Origin of the sequence: Gordonia sp. PP30 (genome assembly GCF_023100845.1) — a bacterium.
In the GTDB taxonomy this organism is placed as follows: domain Bacteria; phylum Actinomycetota; class Actinomycetes; order Mycobacteriales; family Mycobacteriaceae; genus Gordonia.
Window position 1 is genome coordinate 2,767,858 of record NZ_CP095864.1, and the last position, 18,012, is coordinate 2,785,869.

An 18,012-nucleotide genomic window follows, 5' to 3' on the forward strand; every position below is an offset into this window, starting at 1 on the left:
CGCCGGGCACGATAGCTGGTGGCGCCCGCACCCGATCTTCGCCCCGAAGACCCCGCCGGACACGCCCGGCGGCCCCGACCGCACCGCCCGCGACCTGCGATGGGACAACTATTTTCGGCGAATTTGGGACCCGGGTGGGCATCTCTTACTACGACCCGTCATACTTCTCATGTGACTAGCGCCGTGGGTACCCAAGGAACCTCTATCACCTCGCGTGTGCATTCGCTGAACCGTCCGAACATGGTCAGCGTCGGCACCATCGTGTGGTTGTCGAGCGAGTTGATGTTCTTCGCCGGACTCTTCGCGATGTATCTCGTCGCGCGAGCCAATGCCAGAGCGGACTGGCCGCAGCCTCCGGCCCACCTGAACCTGGCGCTCGCGATCCCGGTCACCATCGTCCTGGTCGCGAGTTCGGTCACCTGCCAGCTCGGCGTGTTCGCCGCGGAGCGCGGCGACGTCTTCGGCCTGCGCCGCTGGTACACGCTCACCTTCCTGATGGGCGCGTTCTTCATCGCCGGCCAGTCGTACGAGTACTACACCCTGATCAACGAGGGCGTCACCCTCTCGTCGTCGGCCTTCGGCTCGGTCTTCTTCATGGCGACCGGCTTCCACGGACTGCACGTGATCGGCGGTCTCGTCGCCTTCATTTTGCTGCTGGTCCGCACCCGTCTGTCGAAGTTCACTCCGGCACAGGCCACCGCGGCGATCGTCGTGTCGTATTACTGGCACTTCGTCGACGTGGTCTGGATCGTCCTGTTCGTCCTCATCTACTTCGTGCAGTAGCCCGCGCACACCGAAGTAGCAGTCCAATCGCTTAGTAGAGAGTCACCGATGAGATCATCTCCACCGAGTTCGTCCGAGCCGATCGGCGACGACCGGACCGAGAGCGCGACCGCCGGAACCGCGAAGACCGATGCGCGTCGCGCCAAGTCGCGCCGCAAGCTCCGTCGTCGCGCAGGCGCCACCGCCTTTCTGCTGTTCGGCCTGATCGCGACCGGCCTGCTGGCCGGTCTCCTCACGCCCAAGCCGCAGGTCGCCACGGCCGACAGCAACAACGCCGTGCTGGTCGAGCAGGGCAAGCAGCTGTACGAGACCTCGTGCGTGACGTGTCACGGCAAGAACCTCGAGGGCGTGCCGGATCGCGGTCCGTCGCTCCTCGGTGTCGGCGACGCCGCCGTCTACTTCCAGGTCTCGACCGGCCGCATGCCCGCCGCCCGCGGCGAGGCGCAGGTCGCCCGCAAGACCGAGAAGTTCACGCAGGCGCAGATCGATCAGCTCGGCGCCTACATCCAGGCGATGGGCGGCGGCCCGAGCGTGCTCTACGAGTACAAGGACGGCAAGCCGGTCACCGACCCCAAGACCGGGCTGCCGAAGCTCGCGATGGAGTCGATCAGCCAGAACCGCGACCTGGGCCGCGGCTCGGAGCTGTTCCGCCTCAACTGCGCGTCGTGCCACAACTTCACCGGCCGCGGCGGTGCCCTCTCCGGTGGTAAGTACGCCCCGCCGCTGACGAACGTCAACGAGCAGCAGCTCTACACGGCCATGCTCACCGGCCCGCAGAACATGCCGAAGTTCTCCAACCGGCAGCTGTCGCAGGAAGAGAAGAAGGACATCATCGGCTTCATCCGCTACGCGGACTCCTCGAACCCGATCGGCGGCTTCGGCCTCGGCGGCTTCGGCCCCGTCTCCGAAGGCGTGGTCATGTGGGTCATCGGCGTGGTCGGGATTGTTGTCGGTGCGATGTGGATTGGATCACGAAATTGAGCGCAACGAGTAACGACGTCCCATCGGACGACCAGCTCGCCGCGATGAGCCGCGACGAGAAGGTCCAGCTCGGCACCAACCTCGACGGCGTCGAGATCATCTACCGCGAACCGCGCTTCCCGGTGCCCGGCACCAAGGCCGAGAAGCGGTCCGAGCGCATCGTCGCCTTCTGGTTCGTCGTGTCGGGCATCTTCGCCCTGGCCGGTTTCGCATTCTTCGTGTGGAACCACTGGGAATTCACCATGCCCGACCACCCGAACTACTGGTGGTACACCTTCTACACGCCGGCTCTGGGCGTCTGCTTCGGCCTGTCGATCCTGAGCTTCGGCTTCGGCGTCGTGCAGCTGACCAAGCGCTTCATCCCGGCCGAGATCTCGGTGCAGGAGCGGCACGACGGCCCGTCGGCCGAGGCCGACCGGCAGACGATCGTCGCCGAGCTCGACGACACCCTGGACACCTCCACCCTCCCCCGCCGCAAGATGATCCTCGGATCGGCAGCGTTCGGCCTCGGTGCACTCGCCTTCGCGGGCGGTATCGCCGCGATCGGCGGCTTCATCAAGAACCCGTGGGCGGACAAGAAGGACGACCTGTGGCAGACCGGCTGGTCGCCGATCCACAACGTCAGCAAGAACGAGACCGTCTTCCTGCGCCGCGACACCGGTAACCCGTACCAGGTCGCCCTGGTGCGGCCGGAGGATCTGGACGCCGGCGCGATGGAGACCGTCTTCCCGTGGCGCGTCTCCGACGGCTACGGCGACACCGAGGAGTCCCGTCACAAGCTGCTGGAAGGGCTGCGCGCGGTGCGCAACCCCGTGATGCTGATCCGCCTGCGCCCCGACGCGAAGGTGATCAAGCGCCGCGGCCAGGAGAGCTTCAACTACGGCGACTACTACGCCTACACCAAGGTCTGCAGCCACCTCGGCTGCCCGACCTCGCTGTACGAGCAGCAGACCAACCGCATTCTCTGCCCGTGCCACCAGTCGCAGTTCAATGCCCTGGAGTACGCCAAGCCCGTCTTCGGACCGGCCGCGCGCGCCCTGGCTCAGCTGCCGATCACGGTGAACAATCAGGGGTACATGGTCGCCGCAGGCGACTTCATCGAGCCCGTCGGACCGGCATTCTGGGAGCGTAAGTCATGACGATCGCCGACCGCCTCGCCACGCAGGCAGACGAGGCCGACCAGCGGTACCGCATGGCCGCGGGTATGCGCCGCCAGATCAACAAGGTGTTCCCCACCCACTGGTCGTTCCTGCTGGGTGAGCTCGCGCTGTACAGCTTCATCATCCTGCTGCTGTCCGGTGTCTACCTCACCCTGTTCTTCGATCCGTCGATGGCACATGTGATCTACGACGGCGCCTACACGCCGCTCAAGGGCGTCACCATGAGCCGCGCGTACGAGACCACCCTGAATCTCTCGTTCGAGGTCCGCGGCGGCCTGTTCGTCCGGCAGATCCACCACTGGGCGGCCCTGCTGTTCGCGGCGTCGATCATCGTGCACATGTGCCGCATCTTCTTCACCGGCGCTTTCCGCAAGCCGCGCGAGGCCAACTGGGTGATCGGCTGCTTCCTGCTGCTGCTGGCGATGTTCGAGGGCTTCTTCGGCTACTCGCTGCCCGACGATCTGCTGTCCGGCACCGGTGTCCGCGCCGCCATGAGCGGTATCGTGCTGAGCATCCCGCTGATCGGCACCTGGATCCAGTTCGCCCTGTTCAACGGCGACTTCCCGGGCGAGATCATCATTCCGCGCATGTACGTGCTGCACGTGCTGATCTTCCCGGCCATCATCCTGGCTCTGATCGGCGCGCACCTGGCACTGGTCTGGTATCAGAAACACACCCAGTTCCCCGGCCCCGGCCGCACCGAGAACAACGTCGTCGGCGTCCGGATCCTCCCGGTCTTCGCGGCCAAGGGCGGCGCCTTCATGGCGATCACCACCGGTGCTCTGGCGCTGATGGCCGGCATCTTCCAGATCAACGCGGTCTGGCAGATCGGCCCGTACAACCCGGCACAGGTGTCCGCCGGCTCGCAGCCCGACATCTACATGATGTGGACGGACGGCTTCGCCCGCCTCATGCCGCCGTGGGAGATCTACTGGGGCCACTACACCATCCCCGCCATCTTCTGGGTGGTCGTGGTGATCGGCATCATCTTCGCTCTGCTCTTCAGCTACCCGTGGATCGAGAAGGCCCTGACCGGCGACGACGTCCACCACAACCTGCTGCAGCGGCCGCGTGACGCTCCGGTCCGCACGGCCATCGGCGCGATGGCATTGGCGTTCTACATCATCCTCACGGTGAGCTGCATGAACGACATCATCGCGCTGAAGTTCCACATCTCGCTGAACGCGACCACGTGGATGGGCCGCATCGGTCTGCTGGTGGTTCCGCCGATCGTGTACTTCGTGACCTACCGCTGGGCCATCTCGCTGCAGCGCAGCGACCGCGACGTCCTCGCCCACGGCATCGAGACGGGCATCATCCGTCGCGAGCCGGCCGGTGAGTACATCGAGATCCACCAGCCGCTGGGCCCGGTGGACGATCACGGTCACCCGATCCCGCTCCCCTACGAGGGTGCGGCGCTGCCGAAGCGGATGAACAAGCTCGGCTTCGCCGGCCAGACCGGCTCGGGCGCCCTGCTCGCCGCCGACCCGGCCGAGGAGCAGGCGGAGAACGTGAAGGCCGCTCACGAGCAGCACGAAGCCGAGAAGGAGGCTCTCCTGGAGCTTCAGTCTCGCGGCGGTACTCCCTTCAAGTAGCCGCATACCGCACGACACGACGAAGGCCGCCTCGCTGATCGCGAGGTGGCCTTCGTCGTTCCTGGTCGTGTCGTCGTCGTGTCGTCGCGGCGTGCGCACTCCCGGTCGCTCCGCCCCTCCCCTCCCCCACCCGGCGGCCGCGTACGCACGCGCGGCCGAGGGCAGGTCGGGCAGGGACGCGCTGGCGTACTTGGACGGTGCGGGCGTATCTGGACGCTGCTGTTCAGGTATCGCCAGCACGATCCGAATCTGGTGGGCTGATCCCTGTCGGGGACTCATGCGGCGGCGATGCCTCGATCCGGCCCCTGCCTGCTGTCGCGGCGGCGCGCCCCTCGTCGACTCCGGCTCCGGAACCCGTCACGAACCCCCCTCACGGCCGCAATGGGGGCCGAACGCTCTCGTACCGGTGCGGGGCGCGACGCGGACGTTCCCTCGGGGGTCCCGCGCGGCGCAGCGCGCTGAAACGCGCTGACTATCGAGGGCGGAGCGAACTCTCGGGACTATCGGCGCTCCCCTCCGGTACGGGTTCCGTCGACGACGCCGGCGTATGCGGACCACGCCGGCGTATCTGGACGCCGCGGTTCAGGTATCGCCCGCACGATCGACGTCCGGCGGGACGATCTCCGTCGTGCCGGTGAACCGCTCACTTATCGCTCCGGCTCGCTCTCTCCCCTCCGACGAAGCACCGATCGGCGGGGAGGGCGCTCGCCCCTGTCAGCCTTGCGCTGTATGTCTCCTTCATCGTTTCCGGACCGGAATACTTCGGAAGTCCCGCTACCAGTGCGTTTGATTCCGGTCCGCTGACCATCGCGCACACGCCCCGCGGGTATCTGTTCAGATCGGAGGGTGTGTGCCGACCAGTGAGAAGGAGACCCGGCAATGGGAACGACAGACACCGAATCTGAGCGGAGCTTCATTCAGAAGCACTTTCCGGCGAACCGTTCCGGCGTCGGCTGGCGGATCGCCGTGCTGACGATGTTCTTGCTCCTCGCCGTGGCGCTCTTCGGTTCGGACTGGAACAGGTACGCGATCATCGCTCCATTGGTGGCCGGGTACCTGATCGCGATAGTCCGCACCCTCCGGCGCCCGAGCTAGCTTCAGCCCGGGGCCGGCATCGCAAGAACACGGCGGCCGGCCCGCTGCGCCTCGATCAGCAGGCGCGCCGGCCGGTCGCCTGACTACGACGCATCGAGTCGACGGTGACCGTTCTCGCGTATCCCGCGATCAGTGGTCGCGAGCACGTCGTCGGTGAATCGCACCACGGCACGCGCTACGGCCTGATCCCGGTCACCCGGTCAGCGTCCACCCGCTGACGGTACGGGTTTTGGCGGCAGCCACGACCACCTTCTCAAAGCACGGCGAACAGGCCCACAGTGAGCGCAGCGCACACGGGCACGCGAGCCCCTCGGTTACGCGTTGCGGCGCCACGGAAGCACTACCGGGTCCTGTGGGCTGCCGCGTAGTGACGGCGAGCAACGAACGCGGCCGGAGCTTCTGCCCGTGTCGACGGCGCTTGAAAACTGAACACTAACGGCGCTTGAAAAGTGAACACTCTGCCGACGATTGGAGGGTGATCACTTTGGAGGATTGGGCGTTGATCCGCAGGCTGGCCGCTGATGGTGTGCCGAACAAGCGGATTGCTGAGCAGTTGGGTATCAGCAGGACGACGGTGATCAAGGCTGTCGGGTCACATGAGCCGCCGAGGTATCAGCGGTCTGCGGCGCCGACGTCGTTCACGCCGTTCCAGGCGCGGGTGCGTGAGTTGCTGGCCCAGACCCCGGATATGCCGGCGACGGTGCTGGCTGAGCGGGTGGGCTGGACCGGGTCGATTCGCTGGTTCCGCGACAACGTCAAACGGGTTCGCGCCGAGGGCGCGCGGATCGATCCGGCTGATCGGCTGTCCTGGTCTGCCGGCGATGCTGCGCAGTGCGATTTGTGGTTCCCGCCGTACAAGTTCGTGCTCGAGGATGGTTCGCGGGCGTTGTTGCCGGTGCTGGTGATGGTTCCGGCATTCTCCCGGTACATGTATGGCCGGATGATTCCGACTCGCACCAGCACTGATCTGCTGTTGGGGTCATGGGAGCTGCTGGGTCAACTCGGTCGGGTACCGCGCCGCCTGATCTGGGACAACGAGCCCGGGATCGGGCGTGGCAACCCCACTGAGGCCGCGGCGGTGTTCGCCGGGTCGCTGGCGACCAAGTTCGTGTTGCTGCGTCCACGTGATCCGGAGTCCAAAGGGATTGTCGAGCGCCGTAACGGGTTCTTCGAGACCTCGTTCATGCCGGGCCGCACGTTCAGTTCGCCAGCCGATTTCAACGACCAGTTCACCGAGTGGCTCGCCACGGCGAATCAGCGTGTGGTGGAGCCTGTCAAGTTTTCTGTGTATGTCGTTCGGGTGTTCGGGTTAGAGGTGATGGTTGATTCGTTCGGGGTAGATCAGGGAGAGTTGTTCCAATGCTCGTTTCCAGTTCGTGGTGACTTGGCCTTCGACGAGTCGGCCGGGGGCTCGGCGTTGATCGGCGGGTAGTCCTTTCTCCTTCTCGCGTTCACGGGCGCGTTTGTCCTCGATGTTGCCGATCGCCATCCACAGCAGCTTCACGGCGGCTGCGTCGTTCGGGAAGTGCCCGCGGTTCTTGATGACCTTGCGCAACTGGTAGTTCAACGATTCGATGCTGTTGGTCGTGTAGATCACCCGGCGCAGCTCCGGCGGGAACGCCAGGAACGGGGTGAACCGTTCCCAGGCGTCGCGGAAACTGCGCACCGTCGACTGGTAGCGGCGCCCGAGTTCGGAGGCGTCGAACTCCTCCAGGGCCTGGAGAGCAGCGTCGGCGCTGGAGGCCTGGTAGACCGGTTTGAGGGCGGCGGCGACGGCTTTGCGGTCACCGTAGGACACGAACCGCATCGACGCCCGGATCAGGTGGACCACGCACGTCTGCACGGTAGCCTGCGGCCAGGTCGCCTCGACCGCGTCGGCGAACCCGGTCAGCCCGTCACAGCACACGATCAGCACGTCCTGCACGCCGCGATTACGGAGTTCAGCGCACACCGACGCCCAGAATTTGGCGCCCTCGGTCTGCGCGATCCAGATCCCCAGGACGTGCTTGATACCGTCCACGTCGACACCGACGGCCAGGTGCGCGGACTTGTTGATCACGTGCCCGCCGTCACGGACCTTGACCACGATCGCGTCGAGGTACATCACCGGGTACAGCGGTTCGAGGTCACGTTGCTGCCACTTGATCACCTCGTCGGCGACCTCTTCGGTGATTTTCGAGATCGTCTCGTGCGACAGGTCCGTGCCGATCGTGGAGGCCAGATGGTGCTGGATATCGCGGATCGTCATCCCGCCGGCGTAGAGCGAGACGATCATCGCGTCCAGACCGTCCAGACGGCGCTGGCCCTTGCGGACCAGCATCGGGATGAACGAGCCGTCGCGGTCACGCGGGATACGTAACTCCACGTCCCCGACCTCGGTGGCGACAGTCTTGGTGCCGTAACCGTTACGGGAGTTGGGAAACGACGACGCCTCCGGGTCGCCGGCCTCGTACCCGAGGTGATCGCTCAACTCGGCGTTCAAACCACGCTCCAGGGCCGCCTTCATCAGCGACCCGAGCAGACCGCCCTCGCCGGTCAACGGCTCGCCGCCATCGATCTTGGCAAGGACATCATCGAGCGCACCCGAGGCGATGAGCGCATCGGTGGCCTCGTTCTGGCGGCGACGCCGCTCTTCTCGTGACTGATCCACAGTCACATCATCGATGGTCACAGTGAGAGTTCCTTTCAGGACTCACCCTCCCGACTTACACAGACCATCTGACACGCCCTGTGGTGCGCACTCTCAAGGCGCGCCCAGCTGATCTGCTGGCCGCCGACAAGGCGGCGATGCTGGCGCTGCCGCCAGCGGTCTTGCATGTGGGCTGGCACAACCAGATCCGGCTGGGCCGGGACTACTACGTGCGCGTGGACACCAACGACTACTCCGTCGATCCCCGCGCGATCGGTGCCCGCGTGGACGTTTCGGCTGATCTGGAGACCGTGAAGGTCCGCCACGGCGGCCGCGTGGTCGCTGTCCACCAGCGGCGGTGGGCCCGGCGCATGGTCGTCACCGACCCCGAACACGTGAGGATCGCCGGCACCCTGCGCACTACGTTTCAACAACCCGTGACCCGACCCGAGGCCGAGACGATGATGCGTGATCTGGCCGACTACGACCGGGCCTTCGGCCTGGACCCCGAGCAAGTGAGCCACCCATGAACCCACCGGTCTCCGACAACGCCGCGATGATCAAACAGATCATTCACCTCGCTGCGGTCCTCAAAGCCCCGCGGATCACCGAATCGGCCGCCCGCCTAGCCGACCACGCCCGCGATTCGGGCTGGACCCACGAAACCTATCTGGCCGCGGTCCTGGAACGCGAAGTCGCCGCCCGCAACGCCTCGGGCGCCCGGCTACGGATCCGCGCCGCCGGCATGCCCGCGACCAAAACGCTCGATGACTTCGACTTCGACCACCAGCCCACAGCACGAGGCCCGATCCAGGCACTGGCCTCCGGGGCCTACCTCGCCGAGCATCGCAACGTCGTGCTCCTCGGGCCACCGGGCACCGGGAAGACTCACCTGGCCACCGCCCTCGCAGTGGCCGCCTGCCACCAAGGACACCGCGTCCTGTTCGCCACCGCCACCGAATGGGTAGCCCGGCTCAGCGAAGCACACGAGCGAGGACGACTCGCCGCTGAACTGGCGCGTCTGCGCCGATACGGACTGATCATCGTCGACGAAGTCGGCTACCTGCCCTTCGAACAAGACGCCGCGAACCTGTTCTTCCAACTGGTCTCATCCCGCTACGAACACGCCTCACTCATCCTCACCAGCAACCTGCCATTCAGCTCCTGGGGTGCGGTGTTCGGCGACCAAGTCGTCGCCGCCGCGATGATCGACCGCATCGTCCACCACGCCGACGTCATCGCCCTCAAAGGAGCGTCCTACCGACTACGCGACAGAGGCCTGGAAACACTTCCCAGCATCAAGGCCGAACAAGAAAACCTAGACTAGAGACTGTTCACTTTTGGACCGCCGAAACCGTTCAGGTTTCGACCGCCGCCGACAGCCCGCGCCACCGTCGTCGTATTGTCGTCGGCCGGCGTCGACACGAGGCGTGGGCTCGACGGAGCGATCCGACGACAGCGGGCCGAATACGCGACGAGGACCGTCCCGATTCCTCCCGTCGCCACCACCCCACCACGACGCCGCGGGCAGCCCCGTCTGGCGTGGCCGAGGTGCGGCTGATCACCGTCACCGAGAACCACGGGTGCCCGTCCGCTGCCCATGCGGCGTCTCACGGGGTGCGGTCGCCACGCGGACAACGGCCCGACCCGCGACTTCAGCCCCCCCATCGGCTGATACCCCAGACGACGAAGGCCGCACCCGGCGAACCGGGTGCGGCCTCGACGACTCGGGAGCGACGTCAGTGCTTCTCCGGCCCCACGTGGTACTCCATCACCAGGCCGACGACGGCGGCCACCAGGAACAGGGCCACGCCGATCGAGAACCAGAAGTTGCCGGTGGCGAAGCCGATGGCGAACAGCGCGGCGGCACCGGCGATCATGATGGGCCAGTAGCTGTGCGGGCTGAAGAAGCCCAGCTCGCCGGCACCGTCTTCGATCTCGGCCTCGTCGTAGTCCTCGGGGCGGATCTCCACGCGGCGCGCCACGAACCGGAAGTAGCTGCCGACCAGGAGCGAGAGCGCGGCGGAGAAGAACAGGCAGGCCACGCCGGCCCATTCGACGCCGGTCCGGTAGAAGTAGGTCGCCACGGCGTAGATGATGCCCATCACGATGAAGAACACCGCGATGGCTTCAAAGATTCGAGATTCGATCTTCATAGCGAGTCGTGCTCCTCTTACTTCGCCGGAGTGCAGTTCGGGATGGACGTGTCGTTCTTGTTGCCCAGGTTCTTCGGGACATCGGTGTTCGCCACCCGGCGGGTGTTGAACGGCACCGTGACCACCGACTCCGGCTCCTGGCACACGGCCGTGAGCGCCTCGGCGTTGGTCTTGTCGGGGTTGTTCTTGCGGTAGTTGATGTACTGGTCGAAGACCTCGCGCGGCACGGCGCGGACCTCGAAGTTCATCATCGCGTGATAGGTGCCGCACATCTCCGCGCAGCGACCGACGAAGGCGCCCTCACGCTCGATTTCGCTGATTTGGAAGGTCGACTCCTGCTTGTTCTCCTTGGGGAACGGCATGACGTCGCGCTTGAAAAGGAACTCCGGAACCCAGAACGAGTGCACGACGTCCGCGGAAGCCAGATCGAACTGGATGCGGGTCTTGGTCGGCAGCACCAGAATCGGGATCTCCGAGGAGGTGCCCAGGGTCTCGATCTTGTCGAAGGTCAGGTAGTTGCGGATGTCGTCGTCGCGACCACCAGCGGGGCCCGGCTTCTCCATCTCCTTGCCGTGGAACTCGATGTAGTCCGGCTGCTGCTGGATCTCGAAGGGGCCGCCCTTGCGGGACTGGTCCTTGGACACCAGGGTGTCGCCGTTCGAGGTCTTCACCTGGTTGTAGCCGAACTTCCAGTTCCACTGGAACGCGGTGACGTCGACCACCACGGCCGGATCGTCGACCTTCTTCTCCACCTTCGTCTGGGTGATGACGGTGAAGTAGAACAGGATCGCGATCAGCACGAACGGGATCGCGGTGTAGGCCAGCTCCAGCGGCACGTTGTAGCCGGTCTGGCGCGGGAACTCCGAGCCGGGATCGGTCGCGTCGAGTTCGGTCTGGTTCTTCTTGCGGCGATGGAAGGTGATGGTCCAGAAGATCAGGCCCCAGACCAGGATGCCCATCACGAGGGCCGCGATGCAGGCCCACTGCCAGAGCCGGAGCATGTCGTGGCTCTCCGGAGTCACACCGGCAGGCCAGCCGAAACGCACCGCTTCTTCCGGACTGCAACCGGTAAGGAACAGCGCGGCAGCCGCCAAAGCGCCGAGTCCGCCGACTCGCTTCACCGTGCGCGACGCAGTGATGCGCCGGGCCGACTTACGTCCACCGTGAGTCAATGTCACGCCTTCCTGCTGACAGGGAGCTGTTTGCGCGCGAGGAGTCCGTCGTGCAGCACTCGCTGATGGACATTCTCGCACCATGTACTACGCAGCGTAGACCAACACGGCGAACTGGTCGCGATTGGGTCTCCCCGTCGTGTCACCACCACCGGCGACCTGGGCGAAGGCACCGGTCCGGCGTCTTCGGCGGTGCGCCGGGTTCGCCGCCGATCACCGCTCTGCGGCATAGTAGAGAGGTTGGCACCCGATCCGGATCGGGCGCCTTTTTCACGACACCGAACAGTAAGGGGCGCGGCAGACGTGTGCGGCTTGCTCGGAATGCTCACCGCCGACGGCTCGGCGCCGTCGCTCGTCGACCTGATCGCGGAGGCCTCGCACTGCATGCGCCACCGCGGGCCGGACGATGCGCTCACCTGGAACGACCAGGACGTCGTCTTCGGTTTCAATCGGCTCTCGATCATCGACATCGAGCATTCGGCTCAGCCGCTGCGCTGGGGGCCGCCGGAGGAGCCGGAACGCTACGCGCTCGCCTTCAACGGGGAGATCTACAACTACCTGGAGCTCCGCGAGGAGCTGCAGCGCGAGTTCGGCGCGGAGTTCGCCACCGACGGCGACGGCGAGCCGATCGTCGCCGGCTTCCACCACTGGGGCCCGGACGTGGTGCGCAAGCTCCGCGGCATGTTCGCCTTCGCGGTCTGGGACACGGTGACCCGGGAGCTGTTCCTGGCCCGCGACCCGTTCGGTATCAAGCCGCTCTACCTGGCGACGGGCCCCGGCGGCACCGCGTTCGGCAGCGAGAAGAAGAGCCTGCTGCAACTGCTCGACGCCCTCCGACTCGACTCCGAGCTGGATCCGCGTGCCGTCGAGCACTACACGGTCCTGCAGTACGTCCCGGAACCGGAGTCGCTGCACGCCGACATCCGGCGTCTGGAATCGGGCACCTACGCGACGCTGCGGCCCGGCGAGGCGCCGACGACCACCCGTTACTTCCGGCCGCGGTTCGCCGTGCAGCCGTTCGCCCGGCCGGGCGAGGCGGCCCGGTACGACGAGATCGCCGACGTCCTGCGCGATTCTGTCGCCAAGCACATGCGGGCCGACGTCACCGTCGGGTCGTTCCTGTCCGGCGGCATCGATTCGACGGCGATCGCCGCGCTGGCCATCCAGCACAACCCGGATCTGATCACCTTCACCACCGGTTTCGAGCGCGAGGGCTACTCGGAGATCGACGTCGCCGCCGAATCGGCCGAGGCGATCGGCGCGCGGCATGTGATCAAGGTGGTCAGTCCCGAGGAGTACATCGCGGCCATCCCGAAGATCATCTGGTACCTCGACGATCCGGTAGCCGATCCGTCGCTGGTCCCGCTGTACTACGTGGCCGCCGAAGCCCGCAAGCACGTGAAGGTGGTGCTGTCCGGGGAGGGCGCGGACGAACTCTTCGGCGGCTACACCATCTACAAGGAGCCGCTCTCGCTCCGGTCTTTCGAGAAGCTGGGACCGCGGATGCGCCGGGCCGCCGGCAAGCTCAGCCAGAAGATCCCCGAGGGCACCCGCGGGAAGAGCCTGCTCGACCGGGGATCGAAGACCCTGGAGGAGCGCTACTACGGCAACGCCCGCAGCTTCGACGACGAGCGGCTGCGCCGCGTGCTCCGCAACTACCACGCGGACTGGACGCACATGGATGTCACCGCGCCGATCTACGCCACGAGCACCGGTATGGATCCGGTGGCGCGCATGCAGCACCTCGACATGTTCACCTGGCTGCGCGGCGACATCCTGGTCAAGGCCGACAAGATGACGATGGCGAACTCACTGGAACTGCGGGTGCCGTTCCTCGACAAGGAGGTCTTCGCCGTCGCCGAACGACTCCCGTTCGACGAGAAGATCAGCCACGGCACCACCAAGTACGCGCTGCGCAAGGCGCTGGAGCAGATCGTGCCGGCGCACGTGCTGCATCGGAAGAAGCTCGGTTTCCCGGTCCCGCTGCGCCACTGGCTGGCCGGGCCGGAGATGTACGACTGGGCGCGGTCGACCATCGTCGCCTCCGACACCGATCACCTCTTCGACAAGCGGTTCGTGTTGCAGATGCTCGACGAGCACCGGGCCGGGGTGGTGGACAACAGCCGGCGGCTGTGGACGGTGCTGTGCTTCATGATCTGGTACGGGATCTTCGTCGACGGCTCCATCGATCCGCAGATCGAGGAGCGCGACTACCCGGTCCGGCTCTGACGGGACGTCCCGGGGCCGCGGTGGCCCCGGGACCGTCCGGCCGGGCTCAGAGCACCGCGTGGATGTCGGCGGCCGCCTGATCGCCGTACGCGCCGCGGATACGCTCGACGGCGCCGTCGCGATCCCACTCCCAGCCCTGCGTCGACTCGCATTCCAGGACGAGGGTGGCGACCATCGCACCGAGCTGCGCGGCGCGCTCGAAGTTCAGGCCGCGTGACCGGCCGGTGAGGAATCCGGCGCGGAAGCCGTCGCCGACGCCGGTGGGATCGACCGCTTCGGCCACCGGAACCACCGGGACGTGGATCGCGTCGCCGCCGGTCGGCACGATGTCGATGCCATCGGCGCCACGCGTGGTGATGCGGATCTTGACCAGGGCGGCCACGTCGTCGTCGGTCAGACCCGTCTTCTGCCGGAGCAGACCCCACTCGTAGTCGTTGGTGAACAGGTATTCGGCACCCTCGATCAGGTTCCGCGCGGTGTCTCCATCGAGCCGGGCGAGCTGCTGGCTCGGGTCGGCCGCGAAGGCGATCCCGTGGTCGCGGCACAGCTCGGTGTGCCGGACCATGGCCTCGGGGTCGTCCGGGGCGATCAGGACCAGGTCGGGACGGCCGGTCTCGTCGAAGACCTCGGTCACGTCGATGCGGCGGGCCTCGGACATCGCGCCCGGGTAGAACGAGGCCAGCTGCGCCATCGTCTCGTCGGTGGTGCACATGAATCGCGCGGTCTGCTGGGTGCCCGAGATGCGCACACCGCGGCAGTCGACGCCGTGGTCGCTGAGCCAGTCGCGGTAGTCGCCGAAGTCCTCGCCGGCCGCGCCGATCAGCAACGGATTGCCGCCGAGCGCACCGATCGCGAAGGCGATGTTGCCGCCCACGCCGCCGCGGCGGACCACCAGGTCCTCCACCAGGAAGCTCAGCGAGATGTGCTCCAGCTGGTCGGCGACCAGCTGTTCGGAGAACTTTCCGGGGAACTTCATCAGATGGTCGGTCGCGAGCGACCCGCATACGGCAATGAACATTCGCTCAGCCTAAACGGAGGCGGAACGACGACGGCCGCCTCCCCCTGTTCGGGGGACGGCGGCCGTCGGGGTCGCTGCGCTGCGCGCGATCAGTTGAACGAATCGCCGCAGGCACAGCTGCCGGTGGCGTTCGGGTTGTCGATGGTGAAGCCCTGCTTCTCGATCGAATCGACGAAGTCGATGGTCGCACCCTTCATGTACGGGGCGCTCATCCGGTCGACGGCCAGCTTCACGCCGCCGAAGACGTCGACGATGTCGCCGTCGAGGGTGCGGTCGTCGAAGTACAGCTGGTAGCGCAGGCCGGCGCAGCCGCCGGGCTGCACCTCGATGCGCAGGGCCATGTCGTCGCGGCCCTCCTGGTCGAGCAGGGCCTTGGCCTTGGCGGCGGCGGAATCGGTCAGGACCACACCCGACTGTGCGGTCTCGTTCTGGACGGTCATGGGTGCTCCCTCATGTCTGCGGGCAAAGGCGGTGACGCCTTCCGATCTACCGGCAGCGCCTCCACCACGGGCGGTGAAGCGCAGCCGTCGGCTATAACGGTACTCCGCGATCGGATATTCCCCCACCGCCGTGCCCGGTCAGGCCTCCCTCGGCAGGCGCGGGTCGACCAGCCCGATGGCCCGGGCCGGGCACAGCGGCGCGACGATGCGCCGGAGATAGTCTTCGTCGTCACCGTCGACGACGATCCGGCGCAACCGGTCCGGAGTACCGCGCGGCGCGAAGACATCGGGGGCGAGCGCCGCGCAGCGGCCGCTGTTCGCACAGCGGGCGGCATCGTGCATGACGATCTTCATGACCGGCTCACCGCCTCTCCAGCAGATTCCGCTGGATCTCCGCGTCCCATTCCCGGCGCGCATGACGCACGTCGATCTCGCTCTCATACCGCGCGGTCATGTCCGCCGTGACCTCGGACTTGTCGAGATAGAACTGCTCGTACCAGCGGCGTTGCTGATATACCGGCCCGTCCTCCTCGGTGAGCAGCGGGTTGTCGATCCTCGTCTTGTGCCGCCAGACCTCGACGTCCTCGAGGAAGCCCTCGGAGAACTTGGCGGAGAAGGCCCGGGCCAGCGCGCGGGTCTGCCCGGGCCCGGCTCCGGGGAGGGCCGCCACCGCGACACCCCACTGCAGCACGAACGAGTCCTGAGTCACCGGGTAGTGGGCGTTGGTCAGCACCACCTCGATGGTCGTGCCCTCGCCCAAGTCGTTGTGCAGCCAGTTGATCATGTACGCGGGGCCGAAGTAGGTCGCCTCCGACCGCAGCAGCGAGTCGGGGTGGTAGTACGGCGAATCCCCGAAGATGTCCTCGCGCGCCTTCGAATGCATGAGCTGGGTGGCCGTCTGGCCGTCGAGCACGTTCTTGAAGTACGTCGGGTAGGCGTGATGGATGTAGAAGAAGTGCGCCATGTCGACGTTGTTGTCGACGATCTCCCGGCAGTGCGACCCGGTGATGAGTTCGCTGCGCCAGGCCCACTCGCTCCAGCGGCCCTCGGCGAATCCGTCGATCGCCGGCGGCAGCAGATCCGGCGGCGGCGGGTCCTGCTCGTGGTCATGCCAGACGAGCAACTGCCCGTTGATCTCCGCGGTGCGCCAGGTGCGGGTGCGCGCCAGCTTCGGGGTTCGTTTGGCGTACGGTACGACGGCGCAGCGGCCGGTGCCGCCGTCCCATTGCCAGCCGTGGAACGGGCACGCCACGCGACCGTCCCGCAGCGTTCCCGCACCCAGGTCTGCGCCCATGTGCCGGCAGTAGCCGTCGAGGACGCGCAGCTCACCCCCGGCGTCGGCGAACACCACCAGCCGGGTCCCGAAGGCGTCGACCGCGTGCGGCCTGCCGTCCCGGAAGTCCTCGGCGAGCCCGAGGCAGTGCCAGCCCCGCGCGAATCTGTCGAAGCCGGTTCCGGTGTCGATCTCCCGGATGTCTGTCGCCATCGATCATTCCTCCTGTCGTCCGCCGCGGTCGTCGCCGCGGCTCCGGGTGTCGGTCACGCCTGGGTCAGGTACTCGCGGAGACCGGTGCTCATCTCCAGGAGTTCGACGAGCAACCCGGCCGGCCCGTCGGGCTCGACGTACGCGAAGCGCAGTTCGCCGCCGGCCATCACCCCCTCCTGCACGATGGGGTGCCCCGCGGCGGCGAGCCGGGCCTTCGCGGCATCCAGGTCGTCCGGCAGCACCGCCACGTGATGCAGCCCGCCCGCATCCGCGCGTTCGAGGAATTCGTGGTAGACGGAGACGCCCGCCCGCGGTTCGATCACCTCGATCTGCAGATCACCCGACATCCCGAAGGCCACCGCCGCGGTGAAGTCCGCCGGCGCACCCCGGTACCGGCACGATCCCGGCGTGAACGCGACGTCGTCGAGTCGAAGCCATCGCGGCACCCCGAGCCCGGCCCCGAGGCCGGCGGTCGCACGCGAGAGGTCCGGGACGACGAAGGCGATCTGCACCACCGCTCCCAGGGCCTCGATCTGGTGAACGGCGGGGTCCGCGCAGTGCTGGTCGTGACGCATGGCCCCGACTTTAATCACATATGATTATTCTTGTAAATACTTTCGCTTAATACTAGGCTCGCGGCATGACCTCCGGCGGTACCCGACACGGACACGAACAGCTCCTGCTCGCGGGCGAACGATTGATCGCCGAACGCGGCCCGGACGTCGCTCTGCGCGACATCGCCCTGGCCGCCGGCCAGCGCAACAACTCCGCGGTGCACTATCACTTCGGTTCCCGCGACGGGCTGATCGTCGGGATCGTCGAACGCCGGCAGGCCGGCCTCGACCAGCAGCGCATGTCGATGCTCGCCGACATCGCGACCGGCGAGACGGAGCCGGTCGGCCTGCCCGCGCTGGTACGCGTGCTGGTGGAACCGATGTTCACGGTGCCGTACGCGCAGGGCTCCACGCACTACGCACGGTTCCTCGATCGGGTACGCACCCACCCGGAGGTCCTCACCGCCCAGCGTCTCGACCGCTGGCCCGCCACCGACAAGCTCGCGCGCCTCCTGCACGCGGAGATGCGCGATCTTCCGCCCGACGAGCGGGTGCACCGGCTGACCGGGACCACGAGCGCGCTGTTCGCCCTGCTCGCCGACTACGAAGCCACCCACGCGGGCGACCCCGCCGCCATGGATCCCGATCGGCAGCGGTCGATCATCGCGATGACCACCGGCATGCTCGGCTACCGGGCCGACGAGTGAGGAGAGA

At 66.8% G+C, this 18,012-nt stretch carries 17 protein-coding genes and 1 pseudogene; 10 read left to right on the top strand and 8 right to left on the bottom strand.

Features of this window, described 5'->3' with window-relative positions; all coding sequences use genetic code 11:
- Positions 1–171 precede the first annotated feature (171 nt).
- The 6 genes and pseudogenes from ctaE to MYK68_RS12820 form a co-directional block, all read left to right on the top strand.
- The gene (gene ctaE / locus MYK68_RS12795; protein WP_247864072.1) at positions 172–783 is read left to right on the top strand and encodes an aa3-type cytochrome oxidase subunit III; all 612 of its coding nucleotides are present in this window, start codon (positions 172–174) and stop codon (positions 781–783) included.
- 48 nt (positions 784–831) lie between these two features.
- Positions 832–1,764: a cytochrome bc1 complex diheme cytochrome c subunit gene (qcrC, locus tag MYK68_RS12800; protein ID WP_247864073.1), complete on the top strand. Its 933-nt coding sequence runs from the start codon at positions 832–834 to the stop codon at positions 1,762–1,764.
- Entirely contained in the window at positions 1,761–2,903 is a 1,143-nt protein-coding gene (gene qcrA / locus MYK68_RS12805; protein WP_247864074.1) for a cytochrome bc1 complex Rieske iron-sulfur subunit, read from the top strand. The genes qcrC and qcrA overlap by 4 nt, the downstream gene beginning before the upstream one ends.
- Positions 2,900–4,519: a cytochrome bc1 complex cytochrome b subunit gene (gene qcrB, locus MYK68_RS12810; RefSeq protein WP_247864075.1), complete on the top strand. Its 1,620-nt coding sequence runs from the start codon at positions 2,900–2,902 to the stop codon at positions 4,517–4,519. The genes qcrA and qcrB overlap by 4 nt, the downstream gene beginning before the upstream one ends.
- 879 nt (positions 4,520–5,398) lie before the next feature.
- Entirely contained in the window at positions 5,399–5,614 is a 216-nt protein-coding gene (locus MYK68_RS12815; RefSeq protein ID WP_247864076.1) for a hypothetical protein, read from the top strand.
- Between the two features lie 526 nt (positions 5,615–6,140).
- Positions 6,141–6,821: pseudogene (locus MYK68_RS12820) on the top strand (transposase); the annotation flags it as partial.
- A gap of 102 nt (positions 6,822–6,923) precedes the next feature.
- Here the strand turns inward: MYK68_RS12820 and MYK68_RS12825 are convergent.
- A complete protein-coding gene (locus tag MYK68_RS12825; RefSeq protein WP_247867961.1) occupies positions 6,924–8,264 on the bottom strand; it encodes an IS256 family transposase in 1,341 nt (446 codons plus the stop codon).
- Positions 8,265–8,347: 83 nt separating this feature from the next.
- Here MYK68_RS12825 and MYK68_RS12830 point away from each other — a divergent pair, with 83 nt between their 5' ends.
- A complete protein-coding gene (locus MYK68_RS12830) occupies positions 8,348–8,773 on the top strand; it encodes a Mu transposase domain-containing protein (protein WP_247864077.1) in 426 nt (141 codons plus the stop codon).
- Positions 8,770–9,570 carry an IS21-like element helper ATPase IstB gene (gene istB / locus MYK68_RS12835; protein WP_283255218.1) on the top strand — a complete coding sequence of 267 codons (801 nt, stop codon included), beginning with the start codon at positions 8,770–8,772 and terminating at the stop codon, positions 9,568–9,570. Before MYK68_RS12830 ends, istB begins: the two co-directional genes overlap by 4 nt.
- Positions 9,571–9,982: 412 nt before the next feature.
- On the opposite strand, the gene MYK68_RS12840 is transcribed toward istB, so the two are convergent.
- The gene (locus MYK68_RS12840; RefSeq protein ID WP_247864078.1) at positions 9,983–10,399 is read right to left on the bottom strand and encodes a cytochrome c oxidase subunit 4; all 417 of its coding nucleotides are present in this window, start codon (positions 10,397–10,399) and stop codon (positions 9,983–9,985) included.
- 17 nt (positions 10,400–10,416) lie between these two features.
- Positions 10,417–11,577 (bottom strand): aa3-type cytochrome oxidase subunit II, encoded by a 1,161-nt coding sequence (ctaC, locus tag MYK68_RS12845; protein ID WP_247864079.1) that lies wholly within the window; start codon positions 11,575–11,577, stop codon positions 10,417–10,419.
- 297 nt (positions 11,578–11,874) lie between these two features.
- Here ctaC and asnB point away from each other — a divergent pair, with 297 nt between their 5' ends.
- Positions 11,875–13,800, top strand: coding sequence for an asparagine synthase (glutamine-hydrolyzing) (gene asnB, locus MYK68_RS12850; RefSeq protein WP_247864080.1), 1,926 nt, complete (start codon positions 11,875–11,877; stop codon positions 13,798–13,800).
- A 46-nt stretch (positions 13,801–13,846) separates the two neighbouring features.
- Here asnB and MYK68_RS12855 read toward each other — a convergent pair whose 3' ends face one another.
- From MYK68_RS12855 to MYK68_RS12875, 5 genes are all read right to left on the bottom strand, one after another.
- The gene (locus MYK68_RS12855) at positions 13,847–14,818 is read right to left on the bottom strand and encodes a carbohydrate kinase family protein (RefSeq protein ID WP_247864081.1); all 972 of its coding nucleotides are present in this window, start codon (positions 14,816–14,818) and stop codon (positions 13,847–13,849) included.
- Positions 14,819–14,907: 89 nt separating this feature from the next.
- Positions 14,908–15,258, bottom strand: coding sequence for a HesB/IscA family protein (locus MYK68_RS12860; RefSeq protein WP_247864082.1), 351 nt, complete (start codon positions 15,256–15,258; stop codon positions 14,908–14,910).
- A 138-nt stretch (positions 15,259–15,396) separates the two neighbouring features.
- Positions 15,397–15,612: a ferredoxin gene (locus MYK68_RS12865; protein WP_247864083.1), complete on the bottom strand. Its 216-nt coding sequence runs from the start codon at positions 15,610–15,612 to the stop codon at positions 15,397–15,399.
- 7 nt (positions 15,613–15,619) lie between these two features.
- On the bottom strand, positions 15,620–16,744 hold the full coding sequence (locus tag MYK68_RS12870) for a 3-ketosteroid-9-alpha-monooxygenase, oxygenase component (protein ID WP_247864084.1): 1,125 nt from the start codon (positions 16,742–16,744) through the stop codon (positions 15,620–15,622).
- Positions 16,745–16,797: 53 nt separating this feature from the next.
- Entirely contained in the window at positions 16,798–17,319 is a 522-nt protein-coding gene (locus tag MYK68_RS12875; RefSeq protein ID WP_247864085.1) for a VOC family protein, read from the bottom strand.
- A gap of 65 nt (positions 17,320–17,384) precedes the next feature.
- On the opposite strand from MYK68_RS12875, the gene MYK68_RS12880 reads away from it, so the two are divergent.
- Positions 17,385–18,005, top strand: coding sequence for a TetR/AcrR family transcriptional regulator (locus MYK68_RS12880; RefSeq protein ID WP_247864086.1), 621 nt, complete (start codon positions 17,385–17,387; stop codon positions 18,003–18,005).
- The last annotated feature ends 7 nt before the right edge of the window (positions 18,006–18,012 follow it).